At 53.1% G+C, this 13,380-nt stretch carries 12 protein-coding genes and 2 tRNA genes; all 14 read left to right on the top strand.

Annotated features, from left to right (window positions below; all coding sequences use genetic code 11):
* The first annotated feature begins 56 nt into the window (after positions 1 to 56).
* The 14 genes from folP (at position 57) to yrbN (ending at position 13,373) form a co-directional block, all read left to right on the top strand.
* The gene (folP, locus tag NR201_RS11370) at positions 57 to 896 is read left to right on the top strand and encodes a dihydropteroate synthase (RefSeq protein ID WP_033770873.1); all 840 of its coding nucleotides are present in this window, start codon (positions 57 to 59) and stop codon (positions 894 to 896) included.
* Positions 893 to 2,227, top strand: coding sequence for a phosphoglucosamine mutase (gene glmM / locus NR201_RS11365; RefSeq protein ID WP_256849787.1), 1,335 nt, complete (start codon positions 893 to 895; stop codon positions 2,225 to 2,227). The genes folP and glmM overlap by 4 nt, the downstream gene beginning before the upstream one ends.
* A 216-nt stretch (positions 2,228 to 2,443) precedes the next feature.
* A complete protein-coding gene (gene secG, locus NR201_RS11360; protein ID WP_010251798.1) occupies positions 2,444 to 2,782 on the top strand; it encodes a preprotein translocase subunit SecG in 339 nt (112 codons plus the stop codon).
* Between the two features lie 37 nt (positions 2,783 to 2,819).
* Positions 2,820 to 2,906: transfer RNA gene (locus tag NR201_RS11355), tRNA-Leu, on the top strand.
* A 59-nt stretch (positions 2,907 to 2,965) separates the two neighbouring features.
* Positions 2,966 to 3,042: transfer RNA gene (locus tag NR201_RS11350), tRNA-Met, on the top strand.
* A 212-nt stretch (positions 3,043 to 3,254) separates the two neighbouring features.
* Positions 3,255 to 3,707: a ribosome maturation factor RimP gene (gene rimP / locus NR201_RS11345; RefSeq protein WP_010251795.1), complete on the top strand. Its 453-nt coding sequence runs from the start codon at positions 3,255 to 3,257 to the stop codon at positions 3,705 to 3,707.
* A 24-nt stretch (positions 3,708 to 3,731) separates the two neighbouring features.
* Positions 3,732 to 5,219: a transcription termination factor NusA gene (gene nusA, locus NR201_RS11340; RefSeq protein ID WP_256849786.1), complete on the top strand. Its 1,488-nt coding sequence runs from the start codon at positions 3,732 to 3,734 to the stop codon at positions 5,217 to 5,219.
* A 17-nt stretch (positions 5,220 to 5,236) separates the two neighbouring features.
* On the top strand, positions 5,237 to 7,930 hold the full coding sequence (infB, locus tag NR201_RS11335; protein WP_010251789.1) for a translation initiation factor IF-2: 2,694 nt from the start codon (positions 5,237 to 5,239) through the stop codon (positions 7,928 to 7,930).
* 65 nt (positions 7,931 to 7,995) lie between these two features.
* On the top strand, positions 7,996 to 8,403 hold the full coding sequence (gene rbfA / locus NR201_RS11330; RefSeq protein WP_010251785.1) for a 30S ribosome-binding factor RbfA: 408 nt from the start codon (positions 7,996 to 7,998) through the stop codon (positions 8,401 to 8,403).
* A complete protein-coding gene (gene truB / locus NR201_RS11325) occupies positions 8,403 to 9,347 on the top strand; it encodes a tRNA pseudouridine(55) synthase TruB (protein ID WP_061901826.1) in 945 nt (314 codons plus the stop codon). Before rbfA ends, truB begins: the two co-directional genes overlap by 1 nt.
* Before the next feature lie 131 nt (positions 9,348 to 9,478).
* Positions 9,479 to 9,748 carry a 30S ribosomal protein S15 gene (gene rpsO, locus NR201_RS11320; protein ID WP_003851063.1) on the top strand — a complete coding sequence of 90 codons (270 nt, stop codon included), beginning with the start codon at positions 9,479 to 9,481 and terminating at the stop codon, positions 9,746 to 9,748.
* Positions 9,749 to 10,058: 310 nt separating this feature from the next.
* Positions 10,059 to 12,197: a polyribonucleotide nucleotidyltransferase gene (gene pnp / locus NR201_RS11315; protein ID WP_010251767.1), complete on the top strand. Its 2,139-nt coding sequence runs from the start codon at positions 10,059 to 10,061 to the stop codon at positions 12,195 to 12,197.
* 129 nt (positions 12,198 to 12,326) lie between these two features.
* The gene (gene nlpI, locus NR201_RS11310) at positions 12,327 to 13,211 is read left to right on the top strand and encodes a lipoprotein NlpI (RefSeq protein ID WP_010251765.1); all 885 of its coding nucleotides are present in this window, start codon (positions 12,327 to 12,329) and stop codon (positions 13,209 to 13,211) included.
* A 105-nt stretch (positions 13,212 to 13,316) separates the two neighbouring features.
* A complete protein-coding gene (gene yrbN / locus NR201_RS22735; protein ID WP_098053093.1) occupies positions 13,317 to 13,373 on the top strand; it encodes a protein YrbN in 57 nt (18 codons plus the stop codon).
* Positions 13,374 to 13,380: the final 7 nt, after the last annotated feature.

The raw sequence follows: 13,380 nt of genomic DNA, 5'->3' as shown, positions 1-13,380 counted from the left end.
CCCGGCTGGTCCGGGGTTTTTTACATCCAGATATTGATCAGCAAGGAGTTTCCGCTATGAAGTTGTTCGCCCGTGATTCCCATCTCGATTTATCTTTTCCACATGTGATGGGCATTCTTAACGTCACGCCGGACTCCTTTTCAGATGGTGGAAAGCATAACGCGCTGGTTGATGCGCTGACGCATACCAATGAGATGGTCAATGCAGGCGCAACCATCATCGATGTGGGCGGGGAATCAACCCGTCCTGGCGCGGATGAAGTGAGTGTGGAGGAGGAGCTGGAGCGGGTGATTCCGGTCATCGATGCCATTGCCCAGCGTTTCGAAGTCTGGATTTCAGTGGACACCTCTAAAGCTGACGTCATCCGGGAAGCCGCGCGAGTAGGTGCTCACATCATAAACGACGTGCGTTCGCTTTCTGAACCCGGAGCACTGGAAGCCGCCGCCGCGACCGCACTGCCCGTCTGTTTAATGCATATGCAGGGCGAACCGCGCACCATGCAGCAGGCACCGGTTTACGAAAATATTTTAAGCGAAGTGGATACTTACTTCGCTCAGCAGATAGCGCGCTGCGAAGCAGCGGGCATTAAAAAAGAGCGTCTGATACTCGACCCGGGCTTCGGTTTCGGTAAAAATCTCAGCCACAATTATGAACTGCTGGCTCATCTTGGCGATTTTCACCACTTCGGCCTGCCGCTGTTAGTGGGGATGTCGCGTAAATCGATGATTGGCCAGCTGTTAAACGTCGGCCCGTCACAGCGTTTAACCGGCAGCCTGAGTTGCGCGGTGATTGCTGCTATGCAGGGCGCGCAGATTATTCGCGCCCATGATGTAAAAGAGACGGCTGAAGCGATGCGCGTGGTCGAAGCGACCCGAAGAGCAAAAGGAGTATCATGAGTAATCGTAAATATTTCGGTACAGACGGCATTCGTGGCAAAGTCGGTGAAGCACCCATCACCCCCGATTTCGTCCTGAAGCTGGGCTGGGCCGCAGGTAAAGTGCTGGCGCGCCACGGTTCAAAGAAGATCATTATCGGTAAAGATACCCGTATCTCTGGCTATATGCTGGAGTCCGCGCTGGAAGCCGGTCTCGCAGCAGCAGGCCTGACGGCCGCCTTTACCGGCCCGATGCCGACACCAGCCATCGCCTATCTGACCCGTACCTTCCGCGCAGAGGCAGGCATTGTGATTTCAGCGTCACATAACCCGTTTGACGACAACGGGATTAAATTCTTCTCGTCCGAGGGCACCAAACTGCCCGACGACGTTGAAGAGGCGATTGAGCTGGAGATGGAAAAGCCGATTACCTGTGTTGAATCAGCGCAGTTAGGTCGTGCCAGCCGTATTGTGGATGCAGCAGGGCGTTACATTGAGTTCTGCAAAGGGACTTTCCCCAGCGAACTGAATCTGAATGGCCTGAAAATTGTGGTCGACTGCGCCAATGGCGCCACCTACCACATTGCGCCGAATGTATTACGTGAACTGGGCGCGACGGTGATTGCTATCGGTGTCCAGCCAGACGGCATGAACATCAACAAAGAGTGCGGTGCCACCGACCTCAAGCTGCTGCAGCAGCGCGTGCTGGCAGAGAAGGCGGATATCGGCCTGGCCTACGACGGTGACGGCGATCGCATCATGATGATTGACCATCTGGGTGACAAAGTTGATGGCGACCAGATCCTCTACATCATTGCGCGTGAAGCCCTGCGTCAGGGACAGTTACGCGGCGGCGTCGTGGGTACGCTGATGAGTAACATGGGGCTGGAGTTAGCGCTGAAACAGCTCGGCATTCCGTTTACCCGTGCCAAAGTCGGTGACCGTTATGTACTGGAAAAGATGCAGGAGAAGGGCTGGCGTCTCGGTGCAGAGAACTCCGGTCATGTGATCCTGCTGGATAAAACCACAACCGGTGACGGTATCGTTGCAAGTTTGCAAGTGCTCACTGCGATGGTGCGTAACCACATGAGCCTGCACGATCTCTGTAGTGGCATGAAGATGCTGCCGCAGGTCCTGGTTAACGTACGCTTTGCGGGCGAACATGATCCGCTTCAGAGTGACGTGGTGAAAGCTGTCACGGCCGAAGTGGAAAAAGCGCTGGCGGGTCGCGGACGCGTTCTGCTGCGTAAATCAGGGACTGAGCCACTAATTCGTGTCATGGTCGAAGGCGAAAATGAGGCGCAGGTCACCGAACTGGCGAATCGCATCGCCGACCAGGTCAAGGCCGTTTAAAACCGTAACAGGCGGTCTGCAGGGTGCTGAACTGCCTGTAAAATCACCGGGATGGCGTTTTTTTCTGCAAACAGTATGGGTGGTAAAAATTGCACTTGCAGAGATATGCGCCTTTGGTTAGTATTCACACCCGCTTCTGATGGGTGATGACGAGACTCCCCATCAATACTGGTTGAAGCTTTAACTGTACGATTACCGTGCAAGGAACAGGATGATATGTACCAAGCTCTTTTAGTAGTTTTCCTTATTGTAGCTATCGCCCTCGTGGGTATGATCATGCTGCAGCAAGGCAAAGGCGCTGATATGGGAGCCTCATTCGGTGCAGGCGCATCCGGTACGGTGTTTGGTTCTTCGGGTTCAGGTAATTTCATGACTCGTACAACCGGCATCTTAGCAGCGCTGTTTTTCATCATCAGCCTGGTTCTGGGTAATCTGAACAGCAATAAAGCGTCTAAAGGAAGCGAGTGGGAAAATCTTTCTGCGCCGGCGCAGTCTTCTCAACAGACTGAAAAGCCAGCTCAACCGGTAACGCCGGGCAGCGATATTCCTAAGTAAGGTCGTCAGCACAACGAATCGTTGTGGTCAGTGCAGTGCCGTGGTGGTGGAATTGGTAGACACGCTACCTTGAGGTGGTAGTGCCCGATTGGGCTTACGGGTTCAAGTCCCGTCCTCGGTACCAAATAGCAGTATCCCTTGCATTTTATGCAGGTCTGGCGTATTATTCGCCACGTTTTCGGACGCGGGGTGGAGCAGCCTGGTAGCTCGTCGGGCTCATAACCCGAAGGTCGTCGGTTCAAATCCGGCCCCCGCAACCAATTTTCCCTTTGAGTTCTTTTTCAAATATACTGTATGCATCGACGGACGCATTCACGGTTATTTTTTGAAAGAAAATTCTTTGGATGGAGTCCGGGCCGCATTGCGGCATACAGGGTCCAGTGATTAAAAGCCCCGAATATTCGGGGTTTTTTGTTATTAGCGAATCGTAATACTGGGCTATAGGCCCTTTTTTTATGTCTTGGGGGTGGGCTTGTCCACATTAGAGCAAAAATTGACAGAGTTGGTATCGGCTCCCGTAGAAGCGCTGGGTTACGAACTGGTTGGAATTGAATTCGTTCGTAGTCGCACATCTATCCTGCGCATCTATATTGATAGTGAAGATGGCATCAATGTCGATGATTGCGCCGATGTCAGCCACCAGGTAAGTGCGGTAATGGATGTTGAAGATCCCATTACGGTCCCTTACAACCTAGAAGTCTCTTCACCGGGACTCGATCGTCCTCTGTTCACTGCAGAACACTACACCCGCTTTATGGGTGAAGAAGTGAGTCTGGTGTTGCGTATGGCCGTTCAGAACCGCCGTAAATGGCAGGGAACCATTAAGTCAGTTGATGGCGAGATGATCACGGTGCACGTTGAGGGTAGCGATGAAGTGTTCGCACTGAGTAATATTCAGAAAGCGAACCTGGTCCCCCACTTTTAAAAGTCCGGATTGAGGCTAACCAGGATGAACAAAGAGATCTTAGCTGTTGTAGAAGCCGTTTCTAACGAAAAAGCCCTGCCGCGTGAGAAAATCTTCGAAGCGCTGGAGAGCGCGCTGGCGACTGCGACCAAGAAAAAGTACGAGCAGGAAATTGAGGTACGCGTCAGCATTGATCGCCGCAGTGGCGATTTCGATACTTTCCGCCGCTGGGAAATCGTAGAAGAGGTGACACAGCCGACGCGCGAGATCACGCTGGATGCGGCCCGCTTCGAAGATGAAGCATTCAATCTGGGCGAATATGTCGAAGATCAGATTGAATCGGTCACCTTTGACCGTATCACCACCCAGACTGCTAAGCAGGTTATCGTGCAAAAAGTGCGCGAAGCTGAGCGCGCAATGGTGGTTGATCAGTTCCGTGAGCAGGAAGGCGAAATTATCACGGGCGTGGTGAAGAAAGTTAACCGCGACAACATCTCCCTCGACTTGGGCAGCAATGCCGAAGCGGTGATTCTGCGCGAAGATATGCTGCCGCGTGAAAACTTCCGTCCAGGCGACCGTATTCGTGGCGTACTCTACTCTGTACGTCCGGAAGCGCGTGGCGCGCAACTGTTCGTGACGCGTTCTAAACCAGAAATGCTGATTGAACTGTTCCGCATCGAGGTGCCAGAAATTGGCGAAGAACTGATTGAAATTAAAGCCGCTGCCCGTGATCCGGGTTCGCGCGCTAAAATTGCAGTCAAAACCAACGACAAACGTATTGATCCGGTGGGTGCCTGTGTGGGCATGCGCGGCGCGCGTGTTCAGGCAGTTTCCAGTGAACTGGGCGGCGAGCGTATCGATATCGTGCTGTGGGACGATAACCCGGCGCAGTTTGTTATTAACGCCATGGCTCCGGCCGATGTGGCGTCAATCGTGGTTGATGAAGATAACCACACCATGGATATCGCCGTAGAAGCTGGCAATCTGGCTCAGGCGATCGGCCGTAACGGCCAAAACGTGCGTCTCGCTTCACAGCTGAGTGGCTGGGAGCTGAACGTGATGACCGTCGATGATCTGCAGGCTAAGCATCAGGCTGAAGCACATGCAGCGATCGATATGTTCACTAAACATCTCGACATCGACGAAGAGTTCGCCACCGTACTGGTGGAAGAGGGCTTCTCCTCGCTGGAAGAGCTGGCATACGTGCCAATCAACGAGCTGCTGGAAGTCGACGGCCTCGACGAAGAGACCATTGAAGCCCTGCGTGAACGAGCAAAAAATGCGTTAACCACCCTGGCACTGGCGAAAGAAGAGAGTCTTGGAAATCAGGAGCCCGCTGATGATCTTCTGAATCTTGAAGGCCTCGATCGTGCGCTGGCGTTCCGCCTGGCGTCGAAAGGCGTTTGCACGCTGGAAGATCTCGCTGAGCAAGGTGTTGACGATCTGACGGATATTGAAGGCATGTCTGATGAACAAGCCGGCGCGCTGATTATGGCCGCACGTAATATCTGCTGGTTCGGCGATGACGCGTAATAACAGGAAGGAACAGCATGACAGATGTAACCGTAAAATCGCTGGCCGCAGAAATTCAGACTCCGGTCGATCGCCTGGTACAGCAATTTGCTGATGCGGGGATCCCTAAGTCTGAAAATGACGCGGTGACCCAGCAAGAGAAAGAAACCTTACTATCTCATCTGAACCGTGAACACGGTCAGGTCGGTTCAGCTAAGCTGACGCTGCAGCGTAAAACGCGCAGCACCTTGAATATTCCAGGCACCGGGGGTAAAAGTAAGTCGGTGCAAATTGAAGTCCGCAAAAAGCGTACCTATGTGAAGGGTGATGCAGAGGCTGAGCAAGCTCAGGCAGAAGCTGAAGCCGAGGCGCAGCGTGAAGCGGAAGAGCAGGCGCAACGCGAGGCTGAAGAAAAAGCCCGTCGCGAAGCTGAACAGAAAGCGCAACGTGAAGCCGAAGATAAAGCCAGGCGCGAAGCCGCTGACAAGGCCAAACGTGCAGCAGCGGAAAATGAAAAAGTGACAAATCAACCTACCGACGAAGTGACCAGGGCTGCGCAATCAGACAAAGCCCGTCGCGAAGCTGAAGCTGCCGAACTGAAGCGTAAAGCTGAAGAAGAAGCCCGCCGTAAGCTTGAAGAGGCTGCCCGCCTCGTAGCAGAAGAAGCCCGCCGTCTGGCTGAAGAGAAATCAGCTGAATGGGAAAAACCGGAAGAAGAGGATAAAGGCGACTATCACGTCACCACTTCGACCCATGCCCGTCAGGCGGAAGACGAAAACGACCGTCAGGTTGAAGCAGGTCGTGCGCGTGCGCGTACTACGGCTAAAGCTGCGCGTCCGGCGAAAAAAGGCAACAAACACTCTGAAGCCAAAACTGACCGTGAAGAAGCGCGTGCGCAGGTTCGTGGTGGTAAAGGCGGCAAGCATCGCAAACCTAGCGCACTGCAGCAGGGCTTCAACAAGCCAGCGCAGGCCGTTAACCGCGATGTTGTGATTGGCGAAACTATCACCGTAGCCGAACTGGCTAACAAAATGGCGGTGAAAGGTTCTCTGGTCATTAAAGCGATGATGAGAATGGGCGCCATGGCGACCATCAACCAGGTCATCGACCAGGAAACTGCACAGCTCGTTGCCGAAGAGATGGGCCACAAAGTGACCCTGCGTCGTGAGAACGAGCTGGAAGAAGCGGTAATGGACGATCGTGATACTGATGCTGCGCAGGAGTCTCGTGCTCCGGTTGTCACCATCATGGGCCACGTCGACCACGGTAAAACATCCCTGCTGGACTATATCCGTTCCACTAAAATCGCCTCTGGCGAAGCGGGCGGTATTACTCAGCACATCGGTGCTTACCACGTTGAAACCGACAACGGTATGGTCACCTTCCTGGATACCCCAGGCCACGCCGCGTTTACCGCGATGCGTGCACGTGGTGCGCAGGCGACCGATATCGTTATCCTGGTGGTTGCAGCAGACGATGGCGTGATGCCACAGACTGTCGAAGCTATTCAGCACGCCAAAGCCGCTAAAGTGCCGGTTGTGGTTGCAGTGAACAAGTGCGATAAGCCAGAAGCGGATCCGGATCGTGTTAAAAACGAACTGACTCAGTACGGTATCATCCCGGAAGAGTGGGGCGGCGAAAACATGTTCGTTAATGTCTCTGCGAAAGCGGGTACCGGCATTGATGACCTGTTAAACGCTATCCTGCTGCAGGCGGAAGTGCTGGAACTGACCGCTATCCGTGAAGGTATGGCGAGCGGCGTGGTGATCGAATCGTTCCTCGACAAAGGTCGTGGTCCGGTTGCCACCGTGCTGGTACGTGAAGGTACGCTGAACAAAGGCGACATCGTTCTTTGTGGTTTCGAATATGGCCGCGTTCGTGCAATGCGTGACGAACTGGGTCGCGAAGTCATGGAAGCGGGTCCATCTATCCCGGTTGAGATTCTGGGCCTGTCCGGCGTGCCGGCTGCGGGTGATGAAGCGACCGTGGTACGTGACGAGAAGAAAGCACGTGAAGTTGCGCTCTATCGTCAGGGCAAATTCCGCGAAGTTAAACTGGCTCGCCAGCAGAAATCTAAGCTCGAGAACATGTTTGCTAACATGACCGAAGGCGAAGTGTCTGAACTGAACATCGTTCTGAAAGCTGACGTTCAGGGTTCTGTGGAAGCAATCTCCGACTCCCTGCAGAAACTCTCCACCGACGAAGTGAAGGTGAAGATTGTGGGTTCAGGCGTGGGCGGGATTACCGAAACCGATGCGACCCTGGCTGCTGCCTCTAACGCCATCCTCCTTGGCTTCAACGTTCGTGCCGATGCCTCTGCGCGTCGCGTCATTGACGCAGAAAGCCTGGATCTGCGCTACTACTCTGTCATCTATAACCTGATTGACGAAGTTAAAGCGGCGATGAGCGGCATGCTGGCACCAGAGTACAAACAGCAGATCATCGGTCTGGCTGCGGTGCGCGATGTGTTCAAATCACCGAAGTTTGGCGCGATTGCCGGTTGTATGGTGACGGAAGGTAACATCAAGCGTCACAATCCAATCCGTGTCCTGCGCGACAACGTGGTAATTTACGAAGGCGAGCTGGAATCTCTGCGTCGCTTTAAAGATGACGTCAACGAAGTGCGTAACGGCATGGAGTGCGGTATCGGCGTGAAGAACTACAACGACGTTCGCGTTGGCGATATGATCGAAGTGTTTGAAATCATCGAAATTAAACGCACCATCGAGTAATAGACTGCTGATGTGTTGCAATTTGGGAGGCCTCTGGCCTCCCGAATTATTTGGGAGAAATAATGATGGCGAAAGAATTTGGTCGCCCGCAGCGCGTTTCACAAGAGCTGCAAAAAGAGATTGCGATGATCCTGCAGCGTGAGATCAAAGATCCACGTCTTGGCATGATGGTCACCGTATCAGGCGTTGAAGTCTCACGCGATCTCGCTTACGCAAAAGTGTTCGTGACTTTCCTCAACGACAAAGATGAAGAAGCGATTAAACATGGCCTGAAAGCGCTGAAAGAAGCGTCAGGTTATATCCGCATTCTGCTGGGCAAAGCGATGCGTCTGCGTATCGTGCCTGAGCTGACTTTCTTCTACGACAACTCGTTAGTCGAAGGGATGCGCATGTCCAATCTCGTCACCAGCGTCGTGAAGAACGATACTGAGCGCCGTGGTCCGGACGCCACTGGCGATGACGAGGAGGCGTAATGAGTCGTCCGCGTCGTCGCGGTCGCGACGTCCATGGCGTGTTGTTGCTGGATAAGCCACAAGGCGTCTCGTCGAATGATGTCCTGCAGAAAGTGAAGCGTATCTTTAACGCGAATCGCGCAGGACATACCGGCGCGCTGGATCCTCTGGCTACCGGCATGTTGCCGATCTGCCTGGGTGAAGCGACTAAGTTTTCGCAGTATCTGCTCGATTCCGACAAACGCTATCGCGTGATTGCCCGACTGGGCGAGCGGACCGACACGTCAGACGCCGATGGCAACATCGTGCAGACGCGTCCGGTCAGCTTCAGTCAGGCCGATCTGGACAGTGCTCTGGAGAGCTTCCGTGGCGAAACGCTGCAGGTGCCTTCGATGTTTTCGGCACTGAAGCATCAGGGACGCCCGCTGTATGAATATGCGCGTCAGGGCATTGAGATTGCGCGTGAACCGCGTCCGATCACTGTCTATGAACTGCAATTCATTCGCTGGCAGGATAACGAGCTGGAGCTGGAAATTCATTGCTCCAAAGGCACCTATATCCGCACCATCATCGATGACCTGGGCGAAAAGCTGGGATGCGGTGCGCACGTGATTATGCTGCGTCGCGTGCAGGTTGCCCGTTATCCGTATGAAAGGATGGTGACGCTGGAACAGCTCAACACCCTGCTGGCGGAAGCCACAGAAGCCGGCATTCCACTGGAAACGCAGCTCGATCCGCTGTTGTTGCCAATGGACAGCCCCGCCTCTGATTTCCCTGAAGTGAATATCCCGCCTGCCGTGGCAGATTTCTTCCGCCAGGGACAGCCGGTACAGGCCAGCAATGCGCCTGCCCAGGGGCTGGTAAGGGTATCGGAAGGCGAAGCGCGTAAGTTTATCGGTATGGCAGAAATTGCCGACGATGGCCGGCTTGCGCCACGTCGTTTAGTGGTTGAGTATCAGGATTGAGCCAGGCGTTCACTTTTCGCTGATAGGGCATTTGCGTTGCTATCGGGCGCAGAGTAGAATAGTGCGGCTTTAAAGCGGGATGCTGAATTAGAGATCGGCACCCATACATTCATTTATTACTGGAGTTTATTATGTCTCTAAGCGTAGAAGCTAAAGCAGAGATCGTTGCTAAATATGGCCGTGGTGCTAACGACAGCGGTTCAACTGAAGTTCAGGTTGCCCTGTTGACCGCGCAGATTACCCATCTGCAGGGTCACTTCTCTGAGCACAAAAAAGACCACCACAGTCGCCGCGGTCTGCTGCGCATGGTATCTCAGCGTCGTAAGCTGCTGGACTACCTGAAGCGTAAAGACGTTGCACGCTACAGCAGCCTGATCGAAAGTCTCGGTCTGCGTCGCTAAGTCTGAAGAATCTGATCGTCGGGGCATTATGCGGGCTTTTGCACTCTGTGCAGCTTACGATCAGATTTGTGCGAGTTTCGTGAAGAGGGGGCCTTTATGGCCCCTTTTTTCGAGCAATCGGCAGCAATCCGGACCAAACTGATGTATTGTTGCTTAGTGTGATCTTTAGTTTGCAGAATTTCGCGCGGCTAATGAGAGGCTTTACCGCAGGGGCGGTCGAGGGTTGTCATTAGTCGCGAGGATGCAACTGAAGATTGGTAATCAATGGCGGGCTACAGATAGCCATGCCCCGAAGTTAAGGACTTTGATTTTGCTGAATCCGATCGTACGCAAATTCCAATATGGTCAACATACCGTCACGCTGGAAACCGGCATGATGGCTCGCCAGGCGACAGCCGCTGTTATGGTGAGCATGGACGATACTGCAGTATTCGTCACTGTAGTAGGTCAGAAAAAATCTAAACCAGGTCAGGATTTCTTCCCACTGACCGTGAACTATCAGGAGCGTACTTACGCTGCTGGTCGTATCCCAGGCAGCTTCTTCCGTCGTGAAGGCCGTCCAAGCGAAGGCGAAACCCTGATTTCGCGTTTGATTGACCGCCCGATTCGTCCGCTGTTCCCGGAAGGTTTTGTTAACGAAGTTCAGGTTATCGCCACTGTTGTCTCTGTGAACCCACAGGTTCATCCGGACATCGTTGCCATGATCGGTGCTTCTGCTGCACTGGCGCTTTCTGGTCTGCCGTTCAATGGCCCAATTGGTTCTGCGCGTGTTGGTTACATCAACGATCAATATGTCCTGAACCCAACCGCAGATGAGCTGAAACAGTCTCGTCTGGATCTGGTGGTTGCCGGTACGCAGAATGCCGTTCTGATGGTTGAATCTGAAGCTGAGATCCTGTCAGAAGAGCAGATGCTGGGCGCCGTGGTCTTTGGTCACGACCAGCAGCAGATTGTTATCGAAAACATCAATGCCCTGGTTGCTGAAGCGGGCAAACCACGCTGGGACTGGCAGCCAGAAGCGGCCAATACCGCACTGATTTCTCGCGTTGCTGCCCTGGCAGAAGCGCGCATCAGCGATGCTTACCGCATCACTGACAAGCAGGAGCGTTACACCCAGGTTGGCGTCATTAAAGACGAAACCATCGCTGCGCTGCTGGCTGAAGATGAAACGCTGGATGGTTCAGAAATCGGCGACATCGTGCATAGCCTTGAAAAAACCGTCGTTCGTACTCGCATCCTGAATGGCGAGCCACGCATCGATGGTCGTGAAAAAGATATGATCCGTGGTCTGGACGTGCGTACTGGCGTATTGCCACGTACACACGGTTCATCACTGTTCACCCGTGGTGAGACGCAGGCACTGGTTACTGCAACGCTGGGTACGACCCGCGATGCGCAGAACCTTGATGAGCTGATGGGCGAACGTACCGACAGCTTCCTGTTCCATTACAACTTCCCTCCATACTCTGTCGGCGAAACCGGCATGGTAGGTTCGCCGAAGCGTCGTGAGATTGGTCACGGTCGTCTGGCGAAGCGCGGCGTGTTAGCGGTAATGCCTAAAGCGGAAGATTTCCCTTACACCATTCGTGTTGTTTCTGAAATCACCGAATCTAACGGCTCTTCTTCAATGGCCTCTGTCTGCGGTGCCTCACTGGCGCTGATGGATGCAGGCGTGCCAATCAAAGCCGCCGTTGCCGGTATCGCAATGGGTCTGGTGAAAGAAGATGAGAAGTTTGTTGTTCTGTCTGACATCCTGGGCGATGAAGATCACCTGGGCGACATGGACTTCAAAGTAGCCGGTAGCCGTGAAGGTATCACCGCGCTGCAGATGGACATCAAAATCGAAGGCATCACGCGTGAAATCATGCAGGAAGCGCTGAACCAGGCCCGGGGTGCACGTCTGCACATTCTGGGCGTTATGGAACAGGCTATCAGCACACCGCGTACTGAGATTTCTGAATTCGCACCACGCATTTACACCATCAAAATCAGCTCTGACAAGATCAAAGATGTGATCGGTAAAGGCGGCTCAGTGATTCGTGCACTGACCGAAGAGACCGGCACAACGATTGAAATTGAAGATGACGGCACCGTGAAAATCGCTGCGACCGATGGTCTGAAAGCGAAAGAAGCGATTCGTCGTATCGAAGAGATTACCGCAGAGATCGAAGTGGGCCGCGTTTACAGTGGTAAAGTGACCCGTATCGTTGACTTCGGCGCCTTCGTTGCAATCGGTGGTGGTAAAGAAGGTCTGGTTCACATTTCACAAATCGCTGATAAGCGCGTTGAGAAAGTGACTGACTATCTGCAGATGGGTCAGGAAGTACCGGTTAAGGTGATGGAAGTTGATCGCCAGGGCCGTGTACGTCTGAGCATCAAAGAAGCGACAGAATCTAAGCCGCAGGCTGAAGAAGCTGTCGCGGTGACCACGCCTGACGCTGCTGAATAAGTCGTTGCTGATTTGCCCCTCTCTGCCTGGCAGAGAGGGGCGTTTGTATCATCGCGAGGGCGGGAATCCTTGTGCACAGCAGGCGGATGACAGGATGGTTATCCCAATGTTTGTATTCGGGAGTGGGAAATGAAGCCTTTTCTGCGCTGGTGTTTTGTTGCGACAGCTTTGACGCTGGCAGGATGCAGCAACTCCAATTGGCGTAAGAACGAAGTTCTTGCAGTGCCTTTACAGCCCACACTGCAGCAGGAAGTGATACTGGCGCGCATGGAACAAATTCTTGCCAGTCGCGCTCTCACCGATGATGAACGCGCACAGCTGTTATATGAGCGCGGAGTGTTGTATGATAGTTTAGGTCTGCGGGCATTAGCGCGGAACGATTTTTCGCAAGCGCTGTCTATAAGACCAGATATGCCCGAAGTGTTTAACTACTTAGGCATATATTTAACGCAGGCGGGCAACTTTGATGCCGCCTATGAAGCGTTTGATTCTGTACTTGAGCTTGATCCAACTTACAACTATGCGCATTTAAACCGTGGTATCGCCCTCTATTACGGCGGTCGATACAAGTTAGCGCAAGATGATCTGCTGGCGTTTTATCAAGACGATCCTAACGATCCTTTCCGCAGTTTGTGGCTCTATCTCGTTGAACGTGAGATGGATGTCGACAAGGCAAAAGTCGCGCTTCAACAGCGTCACGACAAAGCGGTCAGAGATCAATGGGGATGGAATATTGTCGAGTTCTACCTTGGAGATATCAACGAGAAAACGTTGATGGAAAGTCTCAAGGCGGACGCAACGGATAACACCTCGCTCGCTGAACATCTCAGTGAAACCAACTTCTATTTAGGTAAGTACTACCTAAGTCTGGGGGAGAAGGACGACGCGAAAGCGTTGTTCAAACTGGCGGTGGCCAACAACGTCAATAACTTTGTTGAACACCGATACGCATTGTTGGAACTGGCGCAACTCGGCCAGGCACAAGACGATTTATCAGAATCTGACCAGCAATAGCTGACGAACTTAATTTGCCTGTAAAACCTGTTAAGTCATCATCTTAAAGGATGAAGGCTTTTCTGTTCGTCAAAACTTTTAATTTGAGCCGGTTCACACTTTTTGATGAAAATGACTGAAAGTTTTCACGACGAGTTATGTAGACTGGCCGCCGCAATCTAAGAGGCAC

This window comes from Pantoea sp. Fr-CA_6 (genome assembly GCF_024520895.1).
Classification (GTDB): Bacteria; Pseudomonadota; Gammaproteobacteria; order Enterobacterales; family Enterobacteriaceae; genus Pantoea; species Pantoea agglomerans.
Note: the sequence above shows the minus strand (reverse complement) of the source record. Positions and strands in the feature narration are given on the sequence as shown.